The sequence below is a fragment of the Streptomyces sp. NPDC104202 genome, from assembly GCF_055584185.1.
This window is the reverse complement of the sequence record NZ_JBVJMN010000046.1, coordinates 1-24,507: the sequence shown is the minus strand read 5'-3', so window position 1 is coordinate 24,507 and position 24,507 is coordinate 1. Positions and strand designations below refer to the sequence as shown.

23 protein-coding genes are annotated in these 24,507 nt (G+C 72.9%); 10 read left to right on the top strand and 13 right to left on the bottom strand.

Annotated elements, in window-relative coordinates; genetic code table 11:
- Window positions 1-35: 35 nt before the first annotated feature.
- From hisF to hisD, 8 genes are read right to left on the bottom strand one after another with little or no spacing between them, the layout of a single operon-like run.
- Entirely contained in the window at window positions 36-791 is a 756-nt protein-coding gene (gene hisF / locus ACZ60W_RS26145) for an imidazole glycerol phosphate synthase subunit HisF (RefSeq protein WP_469757807.1), read from the bottom strand.
- A complete protein-coding gene (locus ACZ60W_RS26140; RefSeq protein WP_469757806.1) occupies window positions 788-1,198 on the bottom strand; it encodes a RidA family protein in 411 nt (136 codons plus the stop codon). The genes hisF and ACZ60W_RS26140 overlap by 4 nt, the downstream gene beginning before the upstream one ends.
- The gene (gene priA / locus ACZ60W_RS26135; RefSeq protein ID WP_469757805.1) at window positions 1,195-1,932 is read right to left on the bottom strand and encodes a bifunctional 1-(5-phosphoribosyl)-5-((5-phosphoribosylamino)methylideneamino)imidazole-4-carboxamide isomerase/phosphoribosylanthranilate isomerase PriA; all 738 of its coding nucleotides are present in this window, start codon (window positions 1,930-1,932) and stop codon (window positions 1,195-1,197) included. Before priA ends, ACZ60W_RS26140 begins: the two co-directional genes overlap by 4 nt.
- Window positions 1,933-1,934: 2 nt before the next feature.
- The gene (gene hisH, locus ACZ60W_RS26130; protein ID WP_469757804.1) at window positions 1,935-2,582 is read right to left on the bottom strand and encodes an imidazole glycerol phosphate synthase subunit HisH; all 648 of its coding nucleotides are present in this window, start codon (window positions 2,580-2,582) and stop codon (window positions 1,935-1,937) included.
- The gene (locus tag ACZ60W_RS26125) at window positions 2,579-2,743 is read right to left on the bottom strand and encodes a hypothetical protein (RefSeq protein ID WP_017238763.1); all 165 of its coding nucleotides are present in this window, start codon (window positions 2,741-2,743) and stop codon (window positions 2,579-2,581) included. The genes hisH and ACZ60W_RS26125 overlap by 4 nt, the downstream gene beginning before the upstream one ends.
- Window positions 2,744-2,745: 2 nt before the next feature.
- Window positions 2,746-3,339, bottom strand: coding sequence for an imidazoleglycerol-phosphate dehydratase HisB (hisB, locus tag ACZ60W_RS26120; protein ID WP_017238764.1), 594 nt, complete (start codon window positions 3,337-3,339; stop codon window positions 2,746-2,748).
- Window positions 3,336-4,463 (bottom strand): histidinol-phosphate transaminase, encoded by a 1,128-nt coding sequence (locus ACZ60W_RS26115; protein WP_469757803.1) that lies wholly within the window; start codon window positions 4,461-4,463, stop codon window positions 3,336-3,338. Before ACZ60W_RS26115 ends, hisB begins: the two co-directional genes overlap by 4 nt.
- The gene (hisD, locus tag ACZ60W_RS26110; protein WP_469757802.1) at window positions 4,439-5,782 is read right to left on the bottom strand and encodes a histidinol dehydrogenase; all 1,344 of its coding nucleotides are present in this window, start codon (window positions 5,780-5,782) and stop codon (window positions 4,439-4,441) included. Before hisD ends, ACZ60W_RS26115 begins: the two co-directional genes overlap by 25 nt.
- A gap of 194 nt (window positions 5,783-5,976) precedes the next feature.
- Here hisD and ACZ60W_RS26105 point away from each other — a divergent pair, with 194 nt between their 5' ends.
- The 4 genes from ACZ60W_RS26105 to ybaK all read left to right on the top strand — a co-directional run bounded on the left by ACZ60W_RS26105 (window position 5,977) and on the right by ybaK (window position 9,993).
- Window positions 5,977-7,581: an oxidoreductase gene (locus ACZ60W_RS26105; protein ID WP_366302299.1), complete on the top strand. Its 1,605-nt coding sequence runs from the start codon at window positions 5,977-5,979 to the stop codon at window positions 7,579-7,581.
- 85 nt (window positions 7,582-7,666) lie between these two features.
- Window positions 7,667-8,707, top strand: coding sequence for a hypothetical protein (locus ACZ60W_RS26100; RefSeq protein WP_469757801.1), 1,041 nt, complete (start codon window positions 7,667-7,669; stop codon window positions 8,705-8,707).
- An 11-nt stretch (window positions 8,708-8,718) separates the two neighbouring features.
- Window positions 8,719-9,456 carry an LON peptidase substrate-binding domain-containing protein gene (locus ACZ60W_RS26095; RefSeq protein ID WP_469757800.1) on the top strand — a complete coding sequence of 246 codons (738 nt, stop codon included), beginning with the start codon at window positions 8,719-8,721 and terminating at the stop codon, window positions 9,454-9,456.
- A 39-nt stretch (window positions 9,457-9,495) separates the two neighbouring features.
- Window positions 9,496-9,993: a Cys-tRNA(Pro) deacylase gene (ybaK, locus tag ACZ60W_RS26090; RefSeq protein WP_469757799.1), complete on the top strand. Its 498-nt coding sequence runs from the start codon at window positions 9,496-9,498 to the stop codon at window positions 9,991-9,993.
- A 30-nt stretch (window positions 9,994-10,023) separates the two neighbouring features.
- Here the strand turns inward: ybaK and ACZ60W_RS26085 are convergent, their stop codons facing one another.
- From ACZ60W_RS26085 to ACZ60W_RS26070, 4 genes are all read right to left on the bottom strand, one after another.
- Window positions 10,024-10,668: a DUF2567 domain-containing protein gene (locus tag ACZ60W_RS26085; protein ID WP_469757798.1), complete on the bottom strand. Its 645-nt coding sequence runs from the start codon at window positions 10,666-10,668 to the stop codon at window positions 10,024-10,026.
- A gap of 34 nt (window positions 10,669-10,702) precedes the next feature.
- Window positions 10,703-11,530 carry an ABC transporter permease gene (locus ACZ60W_RS26080; RefSeq protein ID WP_469757797.1) on the bottom strand — a complete coding sequence of 276 codons (828 nt, stop codon included), beginning with the start codon at window positions 11,528-11,530 and terminating at the stop codon, window positions 10,703-10,705.
- Between the two features lie 106 nt (window positions 11,531-11,636).
- On the bottom strand, window positions 11,637-12,608 hold the full coding sequence (locus ACZ60W_RS26075; RefSeq protein WP_469757849.1) for an ABC transporter ATP-binding protein: 972 nt from the start codon (window positions 12,606-12,608) through the stop codon (window positions 11,637-11,639).
- A gap of 20 nt (window positions 12,609-12,628) precedes the next feature.
- Window positions 12,629-14,080, bottom strand: coding sequence for an NYN domain-containing protein (locus ACZ60W_RS26070; RefSeq protein WP_469757796.1), 1,452 nt, complete (start codon window positions 14,078-14,080; stop codon window positions 12,629-12,631).
- A 241-nt stretch (window positions 14,081-14,321) separates the two neighbouring features.
- On the opposite strand from ACZ60W_RS26070, the gene ACZ60W_RS26065 reads away from it, so the two are divergent.
- Window positions 14,322-14,495 carry a hypothetical protein gene (locus ACZ60W_RS26065; RefSeq protein ID WP_015032922.1) on the top strand — a complete coding sequence of 58 codons (174 nt, stop codon included), beginning with the start codon at window positions 14,322-14,324 and terminating at the stop codon, window positions 14,493-14,495.
- Between the two features lie 123 nt (window positions 14,496-14,618).
- Here the strand turns inward: ACZ60W_RS26065 and dnaE are convergent, their stop codons facing one another.
- The gene (dnaE, locus tag ACZ60W_RS26060; protein WP_469757795.1) at window positions 14,619-18,158 is read right to left on the bottom strand and encodes a DNA polymerase III subunit alpha; all 3,540 of its coding nucleotides are present in this window, start codon (window positions 18,156-18,158) and stop codon (window positions 14,619-14,621) included.
- Between the two features lie 191 nt (window positions 18,159-18,349).
- On the opposite strand from dnaE, the gene ACZ60W_RS26055 reads away from it, so the two are divergent.
- The 5 genes from ACZ60W_RS26055 to ACZ60W_RS26035 all read left to right on the top strand — a co-directional run bounded on the left by ACZ60W_RS26055 (window position 18,350) and on the right by ACZ60W_RS26035 (window position 24,388).
- A complete protein-coding gene (locus ACZ60W_RS26055) occupies window positions 18,350-19,675 on the top strand; it encodes a DUF2252 domain-containing protein (RefSeq protein ID WP_469757794.1) in 1,326 nt (441 codons plus the stop codon).
- 85 nt (window positions 19,676-19,760) lie between these two features.
- Window positions 19,761-20,447 (top strand): hypothetical protein, encoded by a 687-nt coding sequence (locus tag ACZ60W_RS26050; protein WP_469757793.1) that lies wholly within the window; start codon window positions 19,761-19,763, stop codon window positions 20,445-20,447.
- 49 nt (window positions 20,448-20,496) lie between these two features.
- A complete protein-coding gene (locus ACZ60W_RS26045) occupies window positions 20,497-21,312 on the top strand; it encodes a thioredoxin domain-containing protein (RefSeq protein ID WP_469757792.1) in 816 nt (271 codons plus the stop codon).
- A gap of 127 nt (window positions 21,313-21,439) precedes the next feature.
- The gene (locus tag ACZ60W_RS26040) at window positions 21,440-23,089 is read left to right on the top strand and encodes an alkaline phosphatase D family protein (protein WP_469757791.1); all 1,650 of its coding nucleotides are present in this window, start codon (window positions 21,440-21,442) and stop codon (window positions 23,087-23,089) included.
- A 327-nt stretch (window positions 23,090-23,416) separates the two neighbouring features.
- Entirely contained in the window at window positions 23,417-24,388 is a 972-nt protein-coding gene (locus tag ACZ60W_RS26035; protein WP_469757790.1) for a zinc metalloprotease, read from the top strand.
- Window positions 24,389-24,507 lie beyond the last annotated feature (119 nt).

Here is a 24,507-nt window from a genome sequence, read left to right as displayed (position 1 = left end):
CCCGTGGGGGCCCTTCCCGGATGCGGAACCTCCGGTCAGCGGACCGGGTGGCCCGCTTCCCGCAGTGCTTCCTTGACCTGGGGGATGCGCAGGTCGCCGAAGTGGAAGACGGAGGCGGCGAGCACCGCGTCGGCGCCCGAGGCGACGGCCGGGGCGAAGTCGGCGAGCTTGCCGGCGCCGCCGGAGGCGATCACGGGGACCGTGACGTGCTTGCGCACGGCGGCGATCATCTCGGTGTCGTAGCCGTCCTTCGTGCCGTCCGCGTCCATCGAGTTGAGGAGGATCTCGCCCGCGCCCAGCTCGGCCGCGCGGTGCGCCCACTCGACGGCGTCGATGCCGGTGCCCCGGCGGCCGCCGTGCGTGGTGACCTCGAAGGAGCCGGACTCGGTGCGGCGCGCGTCCACGGACAGGACGAGCACCTGCCGGCCGAACCGCTCCGCGATCTCCCGGATGAGCTCGGGGCGCGCGATGGCGGCGGTGTTGACGCCGACCTTGTCGGCCCCGGCCCGCAGCAGCCGGTCGACGTCCTCCGCCGCGCGGACGCCGCCGCCGACGGTGAGCGGGATGAAGACCTGCTCGGCGGTGCGGCGCACCACGTCGTAGGTGGTCTCCCGGTTGCCCGAGGAGGCGGTGATGTCGAGGAAGGTCAGCTCGTCGGCGCCCTCGGCGTCGTACAGCTTGGCCATCTCGACGGGGTCCCCGGCGTCCCGGAGGTTCTGGAAGTTGACGCCCTTGACGACCCGGCCGTCGTCCACGTCCAGGCAGGGGATCACGCGTACGGCGAGGCTCATGCGGCGCCCTCTCCCCGGCTCTCGGGGCGGAACGCCTCGACCTCGACCTCGACGACCAGACGCGGGTCGACGAAGCCGGACACGATGATCATCGACGCGGCGGGGCGGACGGCGTCGAACAGCTCCTTGTGGGCGCGGCCGACCTCCTCCACGTCCCGGGCGTGGGTGAGGTACATCCGGGTGCGGACGACGTGCTCCGCGTCCAGGCCCAGCTGCCGCAGGGCCGCGAGGGCCACGCCGAAGGAGTTGACGGCCTGGTCGTACGGCCCGCCGTCGGCGATCTGGCCGTCGACGACCGAGGTGCAGCCGGAGACGAGGACCAGACCGTTCGGGAGCTCCACGGCGCGCGAGTAGCCGAACTGCTCCTCCCAGGGAGCGCCGGTGACGACCTTGCGTACGCCGGTCATACGGCCGCCACCGCCGCGATGGCCTCTTCCAGGGTGAACGCCTCGGCGTACAGCGCCTTGCCGACGATCGCGCCCTCGACGCCGAGCGGGACGAGACCGGACAGCGCCCGCAGGTCGTCCAGGGACGAGACGCCGCCGGAGGCGACGACGGGCTTGTCGGTGGCCGCGCAGACGTTCTTCAGGAGCTCCAGGTTGGGGCCCTGGAGGGTGCCGTCCTTGGCGATGTCGGTGACGACGTAGCGGGCGCAGCCCTCGGAGTCGAGGCGGGCGAGCGTCTCGTAGAGGTCGCCGCCGTCGCGGGTCCAGCCGCGGCCGCGCAGGGTGGTGCCGCGCACGTCGAGGCCGACGGCGATCCTGTCGCCGAACTCGGCGATGACCTTGGCGACCCACTCGGGGGTCTCCAGGGCGGCGGTGCCGAGGTTGACGCGGGTGCAGCCGGTGGCGAGGGCGGCGGCGAGCGAGGCGTCGTCGCGGATGCCGCCGGAGAGCTCGACCTTGATGTCCATGGCCTCGGTGACCTGGCGGACCAGGTCGCGGTTGTCGCCGGTGCCGAAGGCGGCGTCCAGGTCGACCAGGTGCAGCCACTCGGCGCCGGACCGCTGCCAGGCGAGGGCCGCTTCGAGCGGGGAGCCGTAGGAGGTCTCGGTGCCGGACTCGCCGTGCACGAGGCGGACGGCCTGGCCGTCGCGGACGTCGACGGCCGGAAGGAGTTCGAGCACGCTGTCAGACGACACAGTCACAGGGTTCCGATCCAGTTGGTGAGGAGCTGGGCTCCGGCGTCGCCGGACTTCTCGGGGTGGAACTGGGTCGCCCAGAGGGCGCCGTTCTCGACCGCCGCGACGAACGGCTCGCCGTGCGTGGCCCAGGTGACCTTGGGGGCGCGGATGTTCTTGTTGCCCACCTCCAGCGTCCACTCGTGCACGGCGTAGGAGTGCACGAAGTAGTACCGGGTGTCGGCGTCGAGCCCCGCGAACAGCTCGCTGCCGGCGGGCGCGTCGACCGTGTTCCAGCCCATGTGGGGGACGACGGGGGCGTTCAGCGGCCCGACCGTGCCGGGCCACTCGTCGAGGCCCTCGGTCTCGACGCCGTGCTCGATGCCCTGGGCGAAGAGGATCTGCATGCCGACGCAGATGCCCATGACCGGGCGGCCGCCGGCGAGTCGGCGGCCGACGATCCAGTCGCCGCGGGCCGCCTTGAGCCCCTGCATGCAGGCGGAGAAGGCGCCGACGCCGGGGACGAGCAGTCCGTCGGCGTTCATGGCGGTCTCGTAGTCGCGGGTGATCTCGACGTCGGCGCCGACCCGGGCGAGGGCGCGCTCGGCGGAGCGCACGTTGCCGAAGCCGTAGTCGAAGACGACGACCTTCTTCGTCGGGGTCGCGGTCATGCCCACACGTCCAGGCGGAGCACGCCCGCGCCGAGGCACATGGCGGCGGCGAGGGCGACGAGCACGATGACGCCCTTGGGCATCTGCTGCTTGACGAAGGAGTAGATGCCGCCGAGCAGGAAGAGACCGACGACGATCAGGATGGTGGAGAGGCCGTTCACGACTAGAGCGCGCCCTTCGTGGAGGGGAGGATCCCGGCGGCGCGCGGGTCGCGCTCGGCGGCGTAGCGGAGCGCGCGGGCCAGGGCCTTGAACTGGCACTCCACGATGTGGTGGGCGTTGCGCCCGTAGGGCACGTGGATGTGCAGGGCGATCTGCGCCTGGGCGACGAAGGACTCGAAGATGTGCCGGGTCATCGTCGTGTCGTACGAGCCGATCATCGGCGCCATGTTCTCGGGCTCGGTGTGCACGAGGTACGGGCGGCCCGAGAGGTCGACGGTCACCTGGGCGAGCGACTCGTCCAGCGGGACGGTGCAGTTGCCGAAGCGGTAGATGCCGACCTTGTCGCCGAGGGCCTGCTTGAAGGCGGCGCCGAGGGCGAGGGCGGTGTCCTCGATGGTGTGGTGCGAGTCGATGTGCAGGTCGCCGTCGGTCTTCACGGTCAGGTCGAACAGACCGTGCCGGCCGAGCTGGTCGAGCATGTGGTCGTAGAAGCCGACCCCGGTCGACACGTCGACCTTGCCGGTGCCGTCGAGGTCGATCTCGACGACGACGGAGGTCTCCTTGGTGGTGCGCTCAACGCGGCCTACGCGGCTCATCGTTCCTGCTCCTTCATCAGTTCACGGACCGCGTCGAGGAACGCGTCGTTCTCTTCGGGGGTGCCGGCGGTGACCCGCAGCCATCCCGGTACGCCGTTGTCCCGGACCAGGACGCCCCGGTCGAGGATCCGCTGCCAGGCCGCGTGCGTGTCGGCGAACCTGCCGAACTGCACGAAGTTGGCGTCGGACTCGGTGACCTCGTAGCCGATCGCCCGCAGCTCGGCGACCAGCCGGTCGCGCTCGGCCTTGAGCTGCTCGACGTAGCCGAGGAGCGTGTCGGTGTGCTCCAGGGCGGCGAGCGCGGTGGCCTGGGTGACGGCCGAGAGGTGGTACGGGAGGCGGACCAGCTGGACGGCGTCGACCACGGCCGGGTGGGCGGCGAGGTAGCCGAGGCGGAGTCCGGCGGCCCCGAACGCCTTGGACATCGTCCGGGAGACCACCAGGTGGGGGCGGCCCTCCAGGAGCGGCAGCAGCGACTCCCGGTGGCTGAACTCCACGTACGCCTCGTCCACGACGACGATCGAGGGCCGGGCCGCCTGGGCCGCCTCGTAGAGGGCGACGACGGTGTCGGCGTCGACCGCGGTGCCGGTGGGGTTGTTGGGCGAGGTGATGAAGACGACGTCGGGCCGGTGCTCGGCGATCGCCTTCTCGGCGGCCGCCACGTCGACGGTGAAGTCGTCGTCGCGGGGGCCGGAGATCCAACCGGTGCCGGTGCCGCGGGCGATCAGGGCGTGCATCGAGTACGAGGGCTCGAAGCCGATCGCGGTGCGGCCCGGGCCGCCGAAGGTCTGCAGCAGCTGCTGGAGGACCTCGTTGGAGCCGTTGGCCGCCCACACGTTCTCCACGGCGACCGGGTGTCCGGCGGTGCGGGTGAGGTAGCGGGCGAGCTCGGTGCGCAGCTCGACCGCGTCGCGGTCGGGGTAGCGGTTGAGGCCGCGGGCGGCCTCGGCGACCCGCTCCGCGATCCGGGCCACCAGGGGCTCGGGCAGCGGGTAGGGGTTCTCGTTCGTGTTCAGCTGGACGGGGACGTCGAGCTGGGGCGCCCCGTAGGGGGACTGGCCGCGCAGCTCGTCCCGGACGGGGAGGTCGTCGATTCCGGTCACTTGGACTCCGGCACCTTCCATCCGAACCTGGCCTTGATCGCGGCGCCGTGGGCCGGGAGGTCCTCGGCCTCGGCGAGGGTCACCACGTGGTGGGCGACGTCGGCGAGCGCGTCGCGCGTGTAGTCCACGATGTGCACCCCGCGCAGGAAGGACTGCACGGAGAGGCCCGAGGAGTGGCAGGCGCAGCCGCCGGTGGGCAGGACGTGGTTGGAGCCGGCGCAGTAGTCGCCGAGGGAGACCGGCGCCCAGGGGCCGATGAAGATCGCGCCGGCGTTGCGGACGCGGTCGGCGACGGCGGCGGCGTCGGCGGTCTGGATCTCCAGGTGCTCGGCGCCGTACGCGTCGACGACCTTGAGGCCGTCGGCGAGGTCGCGGACGAGGACGATCGCGGACTGGCGGCCGGCCAGTGCCGGGACGATCCGGTCGTCGACGTGCTTGGAGGCGGCGACCTGGGTCTTCAGCTCGGCCTCGGTGGCGGTGGCCAGCTCGTCGGAGTCGGTGACGAGGACGGAGGCGGCCATGGGGTCGTGCTCGGCCTGGCTGATGAGGTCGGCGGCGACGTGCACCGGGTCGGCGGTGGCGTCCGCGAGGACCGCGATCTCGGTGGGGCCGGCCTCGGCGTCGATGCCGATGCGGCCCTTGAGGAGGCGCTTGGCGGCGGCCACGTAGATGTTGCCGGGGCCGGTGACCAGGTTGACGGGGGCGCAGCCGGGTTCGCCGGCGGTGCCCTCGGTGCCGTACGCGAACATGGCGACGGCCTGGGCGCCGCCGGCGGCGTACACCTCGTCGACGCCGAGGAGGGCGCAGGCGGCGAGGATGGTCGGGTGCGGGAGTCCGCCGAAGTCCTTCTGCGGGGGCGAGGCGACGGCGACGCCCTCGACGCCGGCCTCCTGGGCCGGGACGACGTTCATCACGACGGAGGACGGGTAGACGGAGCGTCCGCCCGGCACGTACAGGCCGACGCGCTCGACCGGGATCCACTTCTCGGTGACCGTGCCGCCGGGGACGACCTGGGTGGTGTGGGTGGTGCGGCGCTGCTCGCGGTGGACGAGGCGGGCGCGGCGGATGGACTCCTCGAGGGCGGCGCGGACGGCCGGGTCGAGCTCGTCGAGCGCGCGGGCGATCGCCTCGGCGGGGACGCGCAGGCTCGGGACGCGGACGCCGTCGAATTTCTCGCCGTAGTCGATCACCGCTGCGGCGCCATGATGCCGGACGTCCTCGCAGATGGGCCGCACCTTCTCCAGGGCGGCTTCCACGTCGAACTCGGCACGGGGCAGCAGGTCGCGCAGGGCGGAACCCTCGGGCAGGGTCTCGCCGCGCAGATCGATTCGAGAGATCACGGGTCAATTCTCTCAGACGGCCCACGGCGTCGGACGCCCGTCCCACTGGCTGATACACGCCACAGTGGCGTCTTGTCGCCACAGCTGACCGTTAGCGTTCAGCCCGTCACTCAGCGGGAAGAACGGCTGTACGAATCCACGAACCGCCGGTGGCGGAGTCGTGGGAGCGGATCGTGGAAAGCGAGGGGGCGGCAGTGACCGAGCCGCACGAGGACGGGATGCCGGACGGTCTCACGGGCCCGGAGCGGGCCGTGTGGCGGGCGTTCCGGATCGGCAGGACCTGCGATCTGACGGAGGGGAGCGCGGAGCGGGACGACCCGTTCAGGGAGCGGGAGTGGGAGTGGGGGGAGGAGCGCAGCGTCCGCGCCGACGTGGTGGCGCTGCTGCTGCTCGCGGGGCCGCCGGCCCGGTCGGGGAGGGTGGCCGCGCTGAAGCTCCGCGGGGTGCGGATCACCGGCGTGCTGAACCTGGCGGGCGGGACGATAGCGCCCTACGTGGAGCTGCACGGCTGCCGTTTCGACGGCGAGGTGGTGCTGCCCGAGGCGCGCTTCGGGACGCTGCGGATGGTGGGGTGCTCGCTGCCGCGCCTGGAGGCGGCCCGGCTGCACACGGAGGGCGACCTGCACCTGCCGCGCTGCCGGGTGCGGCACGGCATCCGGCTGACGGACGCCCAGATCGGCACGGACCTGCTGGTCAACCAGATCCAGGTGTGGCCGGACCGGCGGGGCCGGGCGATCACCGCGGACGGCATGGTGGTCGCGCAGGACCTCCAGGCCGAGCTGATCGAGACGCACGGGGAGCTGAGCCTGCGCGGGGCGAAGATCGGGGTCTCGCTCAGCCTGCGGGGCAGCGTGCTGCGCGGCGCCCAGGGCCGCCGCGCGCTGAACGCGCCGCAGCTGACGGTGGAGCGCTCGCTCTATCTGAACGCGGCCTGGGTGTACGACGACGCGACGGCCTACTCCACCGCCACGCCGCCCTACGGGGTGACGCCCGTGCAGGGCGCCCGTCGCAAGCCCGTCGAGTGCCACGGCGGGGTGCGCCTCGACGACGGCCGGTTCGGCGACGCGGTCGACCTGCACCACGCCCGGTTCGTGCTGAGCGGCGCGCGGCGCGAGGAGGTGTCGCTGCGCCGGATAGTCACCCCCGAGCTGCGGTTCAACGGCGAGCGGCCGGAGGAGGGCCGGGTCGTGCTGAACGGCGCCAAGGTCGTCACGCTGATCGACCTCTCCACCAGCTGGCCGGGCCCGGGCGGCCTGGCCATGGGCGGCTTCGCCTACGAGAACCTCGTGCCCTACGGCCCCTTCCCGCTGGCCCGGCGCCTGGAGTGGGTCGCCGCCGCGACCCCGGAGTACGCCCCCGAGCCGTACGAGCGGCTGGCGACGGTCCTGCGCAACAGCGGCGAGGACGCCGACGCCCGCGAGGTGCTGCTCGCCAAGCAGCGGCGAAGACGGGAGACGCTCCCCGTCGCGGGGAAGCTGTGGGGGTACCTCCAGGACTGGACGGTGGCCTACGGCTACCGGCCGGGCCGGGCGGCGCTCTGGATGGCGGTCCTGTGGGCGGCGGGCACGGTGGCCTTCTCGCACTACCGCCCGACCGCGCTGAAGGGCGACGAGGCGCCCGAGTGGAACGGCCCGCTGTACGCGCTGGACCTGCTGCTCCCGGTGATCAATCTCGGCCAGGACGGCTACTGGCGGCTGGAGGGGCTGTGGCAGTGGGCGGCGGCGGTGCTCATCCTGCTCGGCTGGATCCTGGCGACGACGGTGGCGGCGGGCGCCACCCGGCTGCTGCGGCGCGGCTGACCGTGGGGGCCCCGTGAGGTGAGGGTGAAAGGGCTGGGCAGGCGGGCGCGGGGCAAGGTGTCGCGGTGGGAAAATAAGTCCCACGATGTCCTTGCTCCGCGCCCTGGTCGGCGCCGTCCGCTCGGCTCGGCACGCCCCGCGGCTGGCCTCGGGGTTCGTGCCGGACGACGACGTGCTCCTCGACGCCCCGGACGAGCGGCTCGCCCCCGCTCTGGTGGCGGCCGCCCTCGCCGATCCGGAACCCGCGGCGAAGCTCCTCGCCACCACCCGGGACGGCGGGGAGTGGGAGGACCGCGACCGGTACGTCACCCGGCTCGCCGCCTTCGCCTACCACCGCGACGACTGGCTGACCCACTGGCTCGCCGTCGCACCCCGGGACCCCGACGCCCTGCTCGTCACGGCGCAACTGGCCGTCCGCCGGGCCTGGGAGTCGCCCGCGCGGGCCGAGCGGCTGCGCGAGCTCGGCCCGCTGATCCGGTCGGTCGCCGAGGAGGCGCCGCAGGACCCGGTGCCGTGGCGGCTGGCCCTGGACCACGCGCGGGGGGCGCACGCCGGTCCCGCGGTCTTCGAGTCGCTCTGGGAGCAGGCCGTGCGCCGCTCCCCGCACCACTACGGCTGCCACGTCGCCGCGCTCAAGTACCTGTCCGCGCAGTGGTACGGCTCGCACCGCGCGGCCTTCGACTTCGCCGGGCAGGCCGCGGACGACGCCGCCCCCGGCTCCCTCGTCCGCGCGCTGCCGGTCCGGGCGGCCTACGACCGGCTGCGGACGGAGCCGGCGGAGGACCCGGCCGTGCCCCTGGCGCGGGTCGACCGGGCCGTGGACCGGGCGCTGACCCTGTCGGAGCGCTTCCCGGCGGGCGATCCGTGGCCGGCGGAGGTCCGCAACCTGCTGGCGTACGTGCTGGTCCAGCGGGGGCGGTGGGAGGAGGCGCGGGGGGAGTTCGGCCGGATCGGCCCGTACGCGACCTCGTTCCCGTGGCGGGGCGGTCGGGCGGCCGGGACGGAGGATCCGCTGCGCGGTTTCCTCGCCGCGCGCGACCGCGTCCGGTTCGAGCTGGCCCGCCGGACGCCCCTGTGGGGCACCGGAGTCGGACGGGCCGGACGGGGCGGGCCCGAAGGCCATTAGGCTTGGCGGCTGTGACCACCGCTCGCCTGCCTCTCTTCCCGCTCAACGCGGTGCTGTTCCCTGGCCTCGTGCTGCCGCTGAACGTCTTCGAGGAGCGTTATCGCGCCATGATGCGCGAGCTGCTCACGATCGACGACTCGGAGCCGCGCCGCTTCGCCGTCGTCGCCATCCGCGACGGCCGGGAGGTGGCGCCGACCGCCCCGGGCATGCCGGACCAGACGGCGCTGCCGGAGAAGGGCCCGGCCGCGGGGTTCGGGTCCGACCCGATCCAGTCCTTCCACCGGGTCGGCTGCGTCGCCGACGCGGCCTCGATCCGCGAGCGCGGCGACGGCAGCTTCGAGGTGATGGCCACCGGGACGACCCGGGTGAAGCTGCTGTCGGTCGACGCCGCCGGGCCGTTCCTGACCGCCGAGGTCGAGGAGATCCCCGAGGAGCGGGGCGAGGAGGCCGGTCCCCTCTCCGAGGGGGTGCTGCGGGCCTTCCGGAGCTACCAGAAGCGGCTGGCGGGGGCGCGCGAGCGTTCCCTGACGACGAGTGAGCTGCCCGACGACCCGTCCGTGGTGTCGTACCTGGTCGCGGCGGCGGCGGTGCTGGACACCCCGTCGAAGCAGCGGCTGCTCCAGGCGCCGGACACCGCGACGCGGCTGCGCGAGGAGCTGACGCTGCTGCGCGCGGAGACCGCGGTGCTGCGGCATCTGCCGTCGCTGCCGGCGGTGGACCTGACGCAGGGCCCGACGTACCCGAACTGAGCCGTCCCCCGCCGGACGGACCGAGCCGAGGAAGAGCGCGTGGCGAAGAAGCCGAAGAAGAACACCGGGGGCACCCCGGCCACGGTGGCGCTGACGGCGGCCGGCACCGCGTTCACCCTGCACGCCTACGAGCACGATCCGGCCTCCCCGTCGTACGGCGAGGAGGCGGCGGAGGCGCTCGGGGTCTCCCCCGGCCGGGTCTTCAAGACGCTGGTGGCGGACGTCGACGGCGAGCTGACGGTGGCGGTGGTGCCGGTCGCCGGCCAGCTGGACCTGAAGGCGCTGGCCTCGGCGGTCGGCGGCAAGCGGGCGGCGATGGCGGACCCGGCGGCGGCGGAGCGCACCACCGGCTACGTCCGGGGCGGCATCTCGCCGCTGGGCCAGCGCAAGCGGCTGCGGACCGTCCTCGACTCCTCGGCCTCGGACCACGCGACGGTCTGCGTCTCGGCCGGCCGCCGCGGCCTGGAGGTGGAGCTCTCCCCCGCCGACCTGGCGGCCCTCACCTCGGCCGTGGTCGCCCCGATCGGCCGCGCCTGACGCACGGAGCCCGCGAGGCCGCCGGGGGCGTCAGCTCCGGGTGGGGCCCGTGGTGTAGGGCTTCGGCTGGTCCCACGGCTCCGGTTCCGGGTCGCGGGGGCCGAAGACGGCCGTGAGGGCGAGGTGCACGATCATCGCCGCCAGCGGCCAGGCCAGCAGCGCGGCGGCGCCCAGGTTCAGTTCCAGCGGCGCGTCGAAGACGACGTTGGGGCCGACCGCCTTGGCGTGCGCGACGACGTCGTCCGTGGGACCGAAGCGGGTGCCGATGCCCCAGGCGAGGAGCGAGCCGAGGACGCCGCCCGCGGCGAGGCCGAGGATCAGCGGCACCCCGCCCTTGCGGCGCAGCAGGAAGACCACGAGGGCGGCGACCGCGCCGAAGGCCAGGGCGAGCAGGACGAAGGTGCCGTCGGTGCCGATCGCCGACTCCCCCTCGGAGTCGCGGAGGTAGACCCCCTTGCCGTCCGAGATCAGCTGGACGCGCGGGGCCAGGGTCAGCCACAGGACTCCGAGCAGCGCGCCCGCGACCGCCGAGACGAGGGTCACCGCGGCGCCCTGCTTGACCTCGGCCGCCGTGATCGGGTCGCCGGCCGGTCCCGCGGGCGGCGGGGGCGGCGGGGGCCAGTCCGGGTCGTGGTCGTGCGGCGGCTGGTGGGGCGGCGTCAGAGGTGCGGTCACTCCGCCATCGTGCCAGGTGTGTCCGTGGCCCGCCTCAGCGGACGGCGGCCCGCCGGTACGCCCGGGTGGCGACCGCGAGGGAGAGGACGCCCACAGCCGCGCACACGCCGAGGTCCAGGGCGACGACCGCCCAGTCCGGGTGGGGGTCGAAGGTGCGGGCCAGCGCCTCCACGCCGTAGGTCGACGGCAGCAGGTCCCGGGCCCAGCCGACCGGCCCGGGCAGCCGCTCCGCCGGGAGGACGCCGAGGAGCAGGGCCGCGGACATGCCGAGCTGGCCGAGGAGGGTGGCGAGCTCGGGCCGGGGCGCGAGGAGTCCCAGGGCCGCGCCGAGACCGGCGAGCGCCGCCCCGGAGAGCGGGACGACGGCGGCGAGGATCCACAGGTTGCCCAGCGGGAGCCCGAAGAGCACGGAGCCGGCGACGGCGGTCACGATCGTGCCGGGCACCGTGAAGGAGGCGTACGCCCCGGCCGCCCCGAGGACGACCGCGGCGGGCGGCACCGGCAGGGTGGCGTAGTGGTCGAGGCCGCCGCCGGCCCGCAGCTGTCCGAAGTACTGGGCCAGCAGGTTGAGCGCGACGAAGGCGACGACGAGGACGGTGGAGCCGGCCACGACGGCGCGGGCCTCGGAGCCGCCGTCGACGACCCCGCGCATCAGGACCATGATCCCGATCGACTGGAAGGTGGCGACGAAGAGCAGCGGGATGCGGGCGACCCGGGCCCGGGAGAGCTGGGCGCGGTAGACGGCGCCCAGGGCGGGCAGCAGCCGGGCGCGGGGGGCGAGGGGCGCGGCGGCGTCCTCGCCGCCGTGGGTCCGGGCGGTCGGCGCGACGGTCGGCAGAGCCTCGGCGGGCACGGTGCTCACGGCGTACGGCTCCTGACGGTCACGTGCGGAACGCGGGGGGCATGGGGGTCGGGGGACGGCCGGCGGCGGCTCGCGGCTCGGGCGGCGCCTCGCGCGCGGGGCGGGGTCACGCCTTCACCAGTCCCTCGGTCGCGCCGCCCAGCGCGAGGTACACGTCCTCCAGGCTGGGCGTGGCCAGGGTGAAGTCGTCCAGCGCGGCGAAGGCGGCCCCGCCGGTGACGGTGGCGACGGCCGCGCGGGCGGCGTCGGGGGCGAGCCGGAGGGTCCAGCGCCGGCCGGTCTCCTGGGCGAGCTCGCGCAGGGCGGCGACCTCGGGCAGGTGGAGGGGGGCGGATTCGCGCCACACCAGCTCGACGCGCACCTCTCCGGCGACGCGCTCCTTGAGCCCCGCGGGCGTGTCGCACGCGATGACCCGGCCGTGGTCGAGGACCGCGACCCGGTCGAGCACGGTCTCGGCCTCGATGACGTTGTGGGTGACGAGGAGCACGGTCGTGCCGTGCTCGGCGCGGCGCCGGTCGACGGCGGCCCAGACGGCGCGCCGGGCGACGGGGTCCATGCCGGTGGTGGGTTCGTCGAGGACGAGGACGGGCCGCCGGCCGACGAGGGCGGCGGCGACGCAGGCGAGCCGCCGTTGTCCGCCGGAGAGCTTCTTCAGGGGACGGGAGGCGAGCGCGGTGAGGCCGAGCTCCGCCAGCACGGCGTCGCGCTCGGCGCGCGCGTCGGGGGCGGAGAGGCCGCGCAGCCGTCCGGTGGTCTCGGCGGCGAGGGCGACGGTCAGCTCGTCGAGGGCGGTGGACTCCTGGCCGAGGTGGGCGAGGAGCCGGGACGCCCGCTCGGGGTGCCGGACGAGGTCGTGGCCGAGCAGCCGGACGGTGCCGGAGTCGGGCCGCATCAGCCCGGTGAGCTGGCGGACGAGGGTGGACTTGCCGGCGCCGTTGGGGCCGAGCAGGCCGAAGATCTCACCGCCGCGCACGTCCAGGCTGACCCCGTCGGTGGCCCGCACCTCGGGGGTCGCGGGTGCACCCCGCCTGCCGCGCGTGGCGGGGTACGTCTTGACCAGATCCCGCACCACGCACACCGTACTCACGGGGGAAGAGCCTACGGGGTCGCCGGGCCCGGTCCGGGCGCGGGGGCGTGTTCGGCGGCGGCCCGGACGTCGATCTCGCGCCAGAATCCGGCCCGGATGGCGTACCGGTCGTGCTCGTCGATCTGGTCGTCCTTGTGGGCCAGCAGTCCGAAACGGGCCGCGTAGCGGAGGAGTTCGCCGTCGATGCGGTGCGGGATGCGCGGGTAGAGGGCGGACAGCCGCTGTACGTGGCTCTGCTCCGGGAGCCGTTCCATCCACCGGCGGGCGAACACCTGTCCGACCTCGAAGGGGTCGCCGCCGACGGTGGTGATGTCCTCCTCGCGGTCCGCCCAGCGCTGCTCGGCGCTGGTGAGGGTGGCGAGGGTGGGCAGGGAGGCGGTCTCGGCCGGCTCGCCGAGGGAGGGCGCGGGGCGCTCGACCCAGCCGCGGTCGGAGGACCAGCGCAGGGCGCTGGCGCCCTGCGGGACGGCCGCGGGGGCGGGGGCCGACGCCGGGCCGCCGGGGCCGCGCAGCCCCGCCAGGTCCTTGGGGGTGGGGACACCCCTGCCGGGGGCCGGGGCGGCGAGGCCGGCGCCGTCGAGGTGCCCGTCGTCCCCCGGTCGGCGCTCGCCCCCCGGGCGGCCTTCGTCCCGGAGGTGCCGGTCGTCCCTGAGGTGCCCGTCGTCCCTCAGATGGCCGTTGGCGTGGACCCGCTCGGCGTCGCGGAGGTGGCCGTCGGCGCCGTGGCCGTGGGCGCCCGCTGGGGCGCCGGCCCCGTCGGCGGGAGCGGGTACGCCGCCGCGCGCCGCGGCGGCCTCCGCCGCCCGTTCGGCCGAGGCGGCGAGCGCGGCTTCGGGCAGCGGCGCGGAGAGGATGGCGGCGATCTCGGGGCGCGGGGCGGGCGGGGGTGCGCAGAGGCCGCTGAGGTCCTTGGCGCGGACCGCCCGGGTGATCCAGGCGCGGTCGAGGACGCGCCGCTCGTCGGCCTCGGCGACGAGGTCCTCCGACTGGTTGTAGTCGCCGTCGGCGGCCTGGACGGCCCAGAGGTGGACGGCGACGCCGTGCTCCTTGGCCGACATGAGGCCGGGCAGCAGGTCGCCGTCGCCGGTGACGAGGACGATGTCGGAGCAGGCCCGGTTCCTGGCGAGCTCGGTCAGCTCGGTGTGCATGGCCGCGTCGACGCCCTTCTGCGCCCAGCGCCCGTCGCTCCTGGTCAGGGCGCCGAGCCGGACGGTGACCCGGGGCATCACGCGCAGTCTGCGGTGCTCGGGCTGGGGCACCCGGTCGGGTGCGCCGTCGAACCAGTAGATCCGCAGCAGGGGCAGGGCGGTCTCGGCCTCGGCGCGCTCGCGCAGCTGCCGGATGAGCGCGGCGTGGTCGACGGTGATCCGGGAGCGGGCCGGTTCCCCGGCGAGAAGGCTGGCGGCGGCGCCCAGGAGGTAGCCGGCGTCCACCAGGACGACGCAGCGGTCCACGTGTTCCACCCTCTTTCAGAGAGCCTCGGGGGTCGGGCTCGGTGTGGGACGGGATCGGAAGGGTGCTCCGGGTTTCCTTCGAGTCTGCCCGACGGCCGGGTGCTTGACGGCCGGAACTCGATCATCGGCGTGGCGAACATCACCTCCACTCGTCCCTTACGCGCCGTAATGATCCAACATGCGGCGGTTCATGCCGTATGTGAGTCTGACAGCGGCCCTGGCCCCTAGGTCCCTTTGAGGAGGCATCCCCATGGCCAAGAACCGCAACCAGAACCGCAGTCAGAAGCAGCAGTCGCCGGCCGAGCGCGGCGCCCAGCAGGCGCAGCAGTCGGCCATGGAATCCCAGGCCGAACAGCGCGCCGGTCAGGTCACCCCCGGTGACATGGCGCGCAAGGGCCGTCAGAAGCGCTTCGGGCACAACTGACGCGTTCCACGGCAAAGGGGCGCGCCCGTGACGACGGGCGCGCCCCTTGCGCGTGCGGGCGGAGCCGGCCCGCGCCGGGGGCCCGGGGTCCGGGTCCGGCGGCGCGAGGGCGGTCGGGCGGGCTCAGCCCGCCAGGCAGGACGGGCCGAGCAGCACCTTCAGGTCGCCGAAGAGCGCCGGGTCGGCGGTGACCCGGTGGCGGTCGAGCCGGAGCACGGTCGTGGTCCGGGGTCCCTGGAGCTTGATCCGCACCTCGGTGTTGCCCTTGTGGTGCTTGAGGATCTCGCCCAGGCGGGTGACCATCGGCGGGGTCACCTTCACCGTCGGGATGGTGAGGATCACCGGCGCGTTGGTCCCGGCGTTCGACAGGTCGGGGACCATCAGCTCCATGGCGACGAGGCGGGGGACGTCCTCGCGCTTGTCGAGCCGCCCCTTGACAAAGACGACCGTGTCCTCGACGAGCTGGGTGGAGACCAGCTGGTAGGTGGCCGGGAAGAACATGCACTCGATGGAGCCGGCGAGGTCCTCGACGGTGGCGATGGCCCAGGCGTTGCCCTGCTTGGTCATCTTGCGCTGCAGGCCGGAGATGATGCCGCCGATGGTGACGACCGCGCCGTCGCCGTGCTCGCCGCCGGTGAGCTGGGAGATCGCCGCGTCCGTCTTGTCGGACAGCACGTGCTCGATGCCGAAGAGCGGGTGGTCGGAGACGTAGAGGCCGAGCATCTCGCGCTCCTGGGCGAGCAGGTAGGACTTCTCCCACTCCAGGTCGGAGAACTCGACGTCGAGGCCGAAGCCGGGCTCGTCGCCGGCGTCGTCGCCCATGCCGCCGAAGAGGTCGAACTGTCCCTCGGCCTCCTTGCGCTTGACCGCCACCACGTTGTCGATCATGGGCTCGTGGTGGGCGACCAGCCCCTTGCGGGTGTGGCCCATCTCGTCGAAGGCGCCGGCCTTGATCAGCGACTCGACGGTCCGCTTGTTGCAGACGACGGCCTCGACCTTGTCGAGGAAGTCCGGGAAGGTGGAGTACTTCCCCTTGGCCTTGCGCGACTTGATGATCGACTCGACGACGTTGGTGCCGACGTTGCGGACGGCGGAGAGGCCGAAGAGGATCACGTCGTCGCCCTGGGCGGCGAAGTTCGACTCCGACTCGTTCACGTTGGGCGGCAGGACCTTGATGCCCATGCGGCGGCACTCGTTCAGGTAGACCGCGGACTTGTCCTTGTCGTCCTTGACCGAGGTGAGCAGACCCGCCATGTACTCGGCCGGGAAGTTGGCCTTGAGGTAGGCGGTCCAGTAGGAGACCAGGCCGTACGCGGCCGAGTGCGCCTTGTTGAAGGCGTAGCCGGCGAAGGGGACCAGGACGTCCCAGAGCGCCTTGATGGCCGCGTCGCTGAAGCCCTTGCCCTTGGCCCCGGCCTCGAAGATGACGAAGTTCTTGGCCAGCTCCTCGGGCTTCTTCTTGCCCATCACGCGGCGGAGGATGTCGGCCTCGCCGAGCGAGTAGCCCGCGATGATCTGGGCGGCCTTCTGCACCTGCTCCTGGTAGACGATGAGGCCGTAGGTGACCGCGAGCACCTCTTCGAGCGGCTTCTCCAGCTCGGGGTGGATCGGTGTGATCTCCTGCTGGCCGTTCTTGCGCAGCGCGTAGTTCGTGTGCGAGTTCATGCCCATCGGGCCCGGCCGGTAGAGGGCCGAGACGGCGGAGATGTCCTCGAAGTTGTCGGGCTTCATCAGGCGCAGCAGCGACCGCATGGGTCCGCCGTCGAACTGGAAGACGCCGAGGGTGTCGCCGCGCTGGAGCAGCTCGAAGGTCTTGGGGTCGTCCAGCGGCAGGGCGAGGAGATCGATGTCGATCCCCTTGTTGGACTTCACCATCTTGACGGCGTCGTCCATGATCGTCAGGTTGCGCAGGCCGAGGAAGTCCATCTTCAGCAGGCCGAGCGACTCGCACTGCGGGTAGTCCCACTGCGTGATGGTCACGCCGTCGGTGTGCCGCACCCAGATCGGGGCGTGGTCGACGATCGGCTCGCTGGACATGATGACGCCGGCGGCGTGCACGCCCATCTGGCGGACCAGGCCCTCGACGCCCCGGGCGGTGTCGATCACCTTCTTGACGTCCGGCTCGTTCTCGTACATCGCCCGGATCTCGCCGGCCTCGCCGTACCGCGGGTGCGAGGGGTCGGTGATGCCGTTGAGGTCGATGCCCTTGCCGAGGACGTCGGCGGGCATGGCCTTGGTGAGGCGGTCGCCCATGGCGTACGGGTAGCCGAGGACGCGCGCGGAGTCCTTGATGGCGTTCTTGGCCTTGATCTTGCCGTAGGTGCCGATCATGGCGACCTTGTCCGAGCCGTACTTCTCCGTCACGTACCGGATGACCTCGACGCGCCTGCGCTCGTCGAAGTCGATGTCGACGTCGGGCATGGAGATGCGCTCGGGGTTGAGGAAGCGCTCGAAGATCAGACCGTGCGGGATCGGGTCGAGGTCGGTGATGCCCATGGCGTACGCGACGATCGAGCCGGCCGCGGAGCCCCGGCCGGGGCCGACGGCGATGCCCTGCTTCTTCGCCCACATGATGAAGTCGGCGACGACGAGGAAGTAGCCGGGGAAGCCCATCGAGATGATGGTGTCCATCTCGTACTCGACCTGCTTCATGCGGTCGTCCGGGATGCCTCCGGGGAAGCGGCGGTGCATGCCGCGCATGGTCTCCTCGCGGAACCAGCTGACCTCGGTGTAGCCCTCGGGGATGTCGAACCTCGGCATGAGGTTCTTCTCGACGAACATGCCCTCGGTGCTGACCTGCTCCGCGACCAGGAGGGTGTTGCGGCAGCCCTCCTGCCAGGCGTCCGAGGAGTCCACGGCGTACATCTCGTCGGTGGACTTCAGGTAGTAGCCGGTGCCGTCGAACTTGAAGCGGTCGGGGTCGGAGAGGTTCTTGCCCGTCTGGATGCAGAGCAGGGCGTCGTGGGCGACGGCCTCGTGCGCGTACGTGTAGTGCGAGTCGTTGGTGACCAGCGGCGGGATGCCGAGCTTCTTGCCGATCTCCAGGAGTCCGTCGCGGACCCGGCGCTCGATCTCGATGCCGTGGTCCATCAGCTCCAGGAAGTACCGCTCCTTGCCGAAGATGTCCTGGTACTCGGAGGCCGACTTCAGGGCCTCGTCGAACTGGCCGAGGCGCAGGCGGGTCTGCAGCTCGCCGGAGGGACAGCCGGTGGAGGCGATGAGCCCCTCCGACCACTGGGAGATCGTCTCCTTGTCCATCCGGGGCCACTTCTGCAGCCACCCCTCCGCGTAGGCGTCGGAGGAGAGCCGGAAGAGGTTGTGCAGTCCGGTGGCGTTCGCCGCCCAGATCGTCTTGTGGGTGTAGCCGCCGGAGCCGGAGACGTCGTCGCGCTTCTGGTGCGGCTGGCCCCACTGGATCTTGCGCTTGTTGCGCCGGGACTCGGGGGCCACGTACGCCTCGATGCCGATGATCGGCGTGACCCCGGCCTTCTTCGCGGAGTGGAAGAAGTCGTACGCCCCGTGGAGGTTGCCGTGGTCGGACATGGCGATGTGGGTCATGCCCATCTCGTTGCACGCCTCGAACATGTCCTTGAGCCGCGCGGCACCGTCCAGCAGCGAGTACTGGGTGTGGACGTGGAGGTGCGTGAAGGGCGGCTTGGTCACGGCGGGGGGCCTCCGGGAAACGGCGGACGTCAGGCTGCGCGGCAGTCTGGGGGGACAGCGTGGAAGTCTACGTCGGCCGAGTGACGGACGACGGGCACTCGGGGCTAGGGTCGCGCGTTGAGAGGCAGGGAACACCTGTCCCAATTGTCATGAACGTCCTCGCAACACGCCCGGTACCAGGAGGCACCTCGATGTCGGTCCCCCAGCCCACCGCAACGGAGCGCGGTGAGCACATCCTCGCCGTCTTCGACACCGCCTTCGGCGAGCTCCTCGCCGCCGACCCCGCCGCCTTCCGCGTCAAGTTCCGGAAGATGGCCGGCTCCGCCTTCGCGTTCTACCGCGGCACGGCCTGCCTCTTCTACGCGGACCTGGAGCACGAGGCGCACGGCGGCCCGTACCTGGACGAGCGCACCGGCCGGGTGTGGATCCACGGCGACCTGCACGCCGAGAACTTCGGCACCTACATGGACGCCAACGGCCGGCTGATCTTCAACGTCAACGACTTCGACGAGGCGTACGTCGGCCCCTTCACCTGGGACCTGAAGCGGCTCGCCGCCTCCCTCGCGCTGATCGGCTACACCAAGGCGCTCAGCGACGGGCAGATCACCGAGCTGGTCCGGATCTACGCCGCCGCCTACCGGGAGCGCATCCACGCCCTCGCCACCGGCGCCAAGGGCGACGAGGTCCCCTCCTTCACGCTGGAGACGGCCGAGGGGGCGCTGCTCGGCGCGCTGCGCGCGGCGCGGTCGCTGACCCGCTTCGGGCTGCTCGACTCGATGACCGAGATCCGGGACTACGAGCGCCGCTTCTCGGCGGGCGGCGGCACGATCGAGCTGGACGCGGCCACCCGGTACAAGGTCCTGGCCGCGTTCGACGGCTACCTGGAGACGCTGCCGGAGTCCAGCCTGGCCCGTCCCGACTCCTACCGGGTCAAGGACGTGGTGGGGCGGCGCGGCATCGGCATCGGCTCGGCCGGCCTGCCCTCGTACAACATCCTCCTGGAGGGCAACAGCGACGCCCTGGAGAACGACGTGGTGATCTACCTCAAGCAGGCGCAGACCCCGGCGGTCTCGCGGCACGTCACGGACGCGGCGGTGCGCGGCTACTTCCACCACGAGGGCCACCGCACGGTGATCTCGCAGCGGGCGCTGCAGGCGCACGCCGACCCGTGGCTGGGGTGGACGGAGCTGGACGGCGCCGGTCAGCTGGTCGCCGAGGTCTCGCCGTACGCGGTGGACCTGGACTGGTCGGACATCGACGACCCGGAGGAGATCGCGGCGACCGTCGCGGACCTGGGGCGGGCGACGGCGACCATGCACGCGGCGGCGGACGACTCCAGCGGCCACTCCCTGGTCCCCTTCTCCACGGAGCGGGCCATCGACGCGGCGATCGCGGCCGACGAGGAGGGCTTCGCCGAACTCCTGGTGGACTTCGCGCACACGTACGGCGCCCGCGCGCGGGCCGACCACCAGATCTTCGTGGACCTCTACCGCAACGGCCGGATCCCCGGCCTGTAGCGGGCGGGCCGGGAGGGTCCCGCGGGGCGGTCCACAGCCTTCCTTTAGGGACCTCTTACGGGCACCCGTGACAGACTCCAGGACGATGGACATGGCAGGGACGCAGCTGAGGGCGCTGCGGGCGGCGTTCTTCACGACCCTGGTCGTGACGCTGTCCGTGGCGTCCCACGTGCTGCTCTCGGGCGTGCCGCTGCCGCTCGGGACGGTGGTCCCGGTCGCGGCCGGCGTCTTCGCCGTGGCGTACGCGCTGGCCGGCCGCGAGCGGGGCCTCGGCCCGATCGCCGGGCTCCTCGTCCCGCTGGAACTGGCCGCCGACACGCTCTTCACCAGCGGCCAGGCCGTCTGCTACGGCCCCGCCGGCGGCCCGGTCGCCGGTTCGCTGCGCGCGGTGGGCGTGGAGGTGTTCTGCGGCGGCGCCGTCGGGACGCCGCTGCCCGGCGTGGTGAGCCCCGAGGGCGGTGGCGCCGCCGCCCTGCTCGACTCCCCCGACCCGTCGCTGCCGTGGCTGCTGCTCCTGGCCCATGTGGGCGTGGGGCTGGCGGCGGCGTGCTGGCTGCGCGGCGGGGAGCGGGCACTGGCCCGGCTGGCCGGCGCCGTGGAGGCGTTCGCCTTCCGTCCGCTGCTCCTGGTGGCGGCGTTCTTCCGGACGGCCGGACCGGCGCCGCGGCGCGCCGGGCGGCCCGCGGGACGGCCGCGGGCCTCCCGCACCCGGCTTCTCGTGCACTCCGTGGGACGGCGGGGACCGCCGGACCCGGGCTTCGCCCTCGTCTGAGCGCGACCCGCGGTTCCCCTGCCTTCCCTCTCTCACGGAGATCACGATCATGAGTGCACGCAACAGCCAGTCCCAGAAGGCCGCCGCCCGCGAGCGGCTGCGCGTCGAGCGCGAACGCCAGGCGAAGAAGGAGCGCGTCCGCCGGCAGCTCGTCGTCGGCGTCTCGGCCGTCGCGGTCCTGGCCGCCGCCGGCGGCATCGGCTACGCGGTGGTGCAGTCCAACCAGCCGACCCGGTGGGAGACGGCGGCGGACGCGAAGACCGTGACGGCCCCGAAGAACACCACGGGCACGAACGGCACGACGGTCGTCATCGGCGCGTCGTCCGCGAAGAAGACCCTGGAGCTGTACGAGGACTCGCGCTGCCCGGTCTGCGCGACCTTCGAGCAGTCCGTGGGCTCCACGGTCGAGAAGGACGTGGCGGCCGGCAAGTACAAGATCAAGTACGTCGGTGCCACCTTCATCGACGACGGCATCCCGGGGGAGGGCTCGAAGAACGCGCTGTCGGCGCTGGGCGCGGCCCTGGACGTGAGCCCCGAGGCCTTCCTGACGTACAAGTCGGCCCTCTACTCGACGCAGTTCCACCCCGAGGAGCGCGACGACAAGTTCGCCGAGGACTCCTACCTCGTGAAGGTGGCGGACTCGGTGCCGGCGCTGAAGGGCAACGCCGCCTTCCGGAAGAACGTGGAGGAGGGCACCTTCGACGCCTGGGCGATGAAGATGTCCGCGGCCTTCGACGCGAGCGGGGTGACGGGCACCCCCACCCTGAAGATGGACGGCAAGCCGGTGACGGCGGCCGGCAGCGACAGTCCGCCGATGACGGTGGCCGAGTTCGAGACGGCGATCGCCGCGGCCCTCAAGGCCTGACGCCCGCCCCTTTCCCCCGCCCCCGCGCCGTCTCGGCCGGGGGCGGGGGCGTCCGGGGGGCGACGAGTCGGCGAACTTCCGGATTTCGCCTGCCCAACGGCCGTACTCGTCAGTAATCTGACTGGCCGTGACCAGTCGTTTCATACCCTCTGCCCCCACGCGCCGGACGGTCGTCAAGGCCGCCGCCGTCACCGCCGTCGCGGCACCCGCCCTGCTCGGCGCGGCCGCCCCGGCCCTCGCCGGCACCGGGGCGCCCGCCTTCCTCCACGGCGTCGCCTCGGGCGACCCGCTGCCCGACGGCGTCCTGCTCTGGACGCGCGTCACCCCCGCCCCCGAGGCCGTCCCCGGATCGGGCCTCGGCCCGGACGTCCAGGTCGGCTGGGAGCTCGCCGAGGACCGCTCCTTCGCCCGGGTCGTCGCCTCCGGCACGACCACGGCGAGCGCCGCCTCCGACCACACCGTCAAGGCCGACGTCCGGGGCCTGCGCCCGGCGACCTCCTACTGGTTCCGCTTCACCGCGGGCGCCGCCGTCTCGCCGGCCGCCCGCACCCGGACGGCGCCGGCCGCCGACGCCGCCGCACCCGGCGTCCGCTTCGGCGTGGTCTCCTGCGCGAACTGGGAGGCCGGTCACTTCTCGGCCTACCGCCACCTCGCCGGCCGCGCGGACCTGGACGCGGTCCTCCACCTCGGCGACTACGTCTACGAGTACGCCAGCGGCGCCTACCCGGAGGCGAAGTACGTCGTGCGGCAGCACGAACCGCGCCACGAGATCGTCTCGCTCGCCGACTACCGCACCCGGCACGGCACGTACAAGACGGACCCCGACCTCCAGGCGCTGCACGCCGCCCATCCGGTGATCGCCATCTGGGACGACCACGAGTTCGCCAACGACGCCTGGTCCGGGGGCGCCGAGAACCACACCCCCGGCGCCGAGGGCGAGTGGGCGGCACGGGTGGCCGCCGCCAAGCAGGCGTACTTCGAGTGGATGCCGGTCCGCGCCTCCACGGAGGGCACGGTCTTCCGGCGGCTGCGCTTCGGCCGGCTGGCCGATCTGCACCTGCTCGACCTGCGCTCGTTCCGCTCGGCGCCGGCGAAGGCGGCCAGCGGCGCGGTCGACGACCCGGAGCGCAGCATCACCGGCCGCGCCCAGCTCGACTGGCTCAAGGCCGGGCTCGCCGGGTCGGACGCGACCTGGCAGCTGGTCGGCACCTCGGTGATGATCTCGCCGGTCGCCTTCGGCTCCCTGCCGGCGTACCTCCTGGAGCCGCTGGCCGGGCTGCTCGGGCTGCCGAAGGAGGGGCTCGCGGTCAACGTCGACCAGTGGGACGGCTACACCGACGACCGCAAGGAGCTGCTGGGCCACCTGACCTCGCGGGCGATCCGCAACACGGTCTTCCTGACCGGCGACATCCACATGGCCTGGGCCAACGACGTGCCGGCGAAGGCGGCGACGTACCCCCTGTCGGCCTCGGCGGCGACGGAGTTCGTGGTCACCTCGGTGACCTCGGACAACCTGGACGACCTGCTGCACGTGGCGCCGGGGACGCTGTCGGTGGTGGCCGCGGGCGCGGTGAAGGCGGCCAACCGGCACGTGAAGTGGGTGGACATGGACCACCACGGCTACGGGGTGCTCGACGTGACGTCCGAGCGCTCGCAGATGGACTACTACACGGTCTCCGACAAGACGGACCCGGACGCGACGACGGCCTGGGCGCGCTCCTACCGGACGCTGAGCGGAACGCAGCGTGTCGAGCGGGTGTACCAGCCGGTGCGCTAACCGACCCCTGGACGGCGATTTTCAGCCATGATCCTCCGTGTTAACGGGAGATCACATGGCTACGGCGGGTGGTGATTTCCGGCGATCGAATCCGGACACACCACCCGCCTCTGTCCCGTGGCTCGTTACGTCGATGTCTCAAACTCCGGAAGCCACACAAGAATTTCTTCCCGATGCCCCGAATTGCCGCACGAATGATTGGGCTTGATCAGCGCTCCTCGACGTCTGACATGGACGCGTAATCTCCCCGCCGTGGCGGAGGAAGTTCCTCCCCACCACCCCCCGCGAGGAGTCACCGTGCGTGCTCTTGTCCGTATATCGCCGCGTATGTCACGTCGTATGCTCGGCACCGCCGTCATGGCCGGAACCCTGGCCCTGGCCCCGCTGTCCGCCCCCGTCGCCACCGGCGCCGCCACCACCCTGGCCGGCGCCTCCGCCGAGGAGTGCGCGGACGGCACCTCGGCCCTCTCCGGCGCCCGCAAGGCGCGCGGCGCCGACACCCACGCCGCCGAGCCGAACGACGTCACGGCCGCCAAGGCCAAGGCGATGGACGACGACCTGAAGAAGAAGCTCGCCGCGGCCCGCTCGGAGGGCCGCCTCAGCGCCGCCGCCGGCGCGGCCGCCGTGGTGAACATCCCCGTCTACTTCCACGTCATCCACTCCGGCACCACCGGCAAGCTCTCCTCGGCCGCCATCACCAGCCAGATGAACGTCCTGAACGCGGCCTACGCCGGCCAGGGCACCGGCAACGTGAACACCAACTTCCAGTTCACCCTGGCCGGCACCGACTACACGGACAACGCCACCTGGTACAACCTGTCCTCCGGCTCCACCGCCGAGAAGCAGATGAAGCAGACCCTCCGCAAGGGCGGCGCCGGCGCGCTGAACTTCTACACCGCCAACCTCGGCGGCGGCCTGCTCGGCTGGGCGACCTTCCCGTCCTCGTACACCTCCAGCCCGTCCATGGACGGCGTCGTCGTCCTCGACGCCTCGCTCCCGGGCGGCTCGGCCGCCAACTACAACCAGGGCGACACGGCCACGCACGAGGTCGGCCACTGGATGGGCCTGTACCACACCTTCCAGGGCGGCTGCACGGGCAACGGCGACTACGTCTCCGACACCCCGGCCGAGAAGAGCCCGGCCTACGAGTGCCCGACCGGCCGCGACTCCTGCACCTCCAAGGCGGGCGTGGACCCGATCCACAACTTCATGGACTACACGTACGACTCCTGCATGTACCAGTTCACCGCGGGCCAGGTGGCCCGGATGAGCAGCTCCTGGACCGCGTACCGCGCCTGACGCGCCGCCCGGACACGGGTGTGGGGGGGGGGGGGGGGGGGGGGGGGGGGGGGGGGGGGGGGGGGGGGGGTAGGGGGGGGGGGGGGGGGGGAGGGGCCCACGCGCTGACGAAAAAAAGC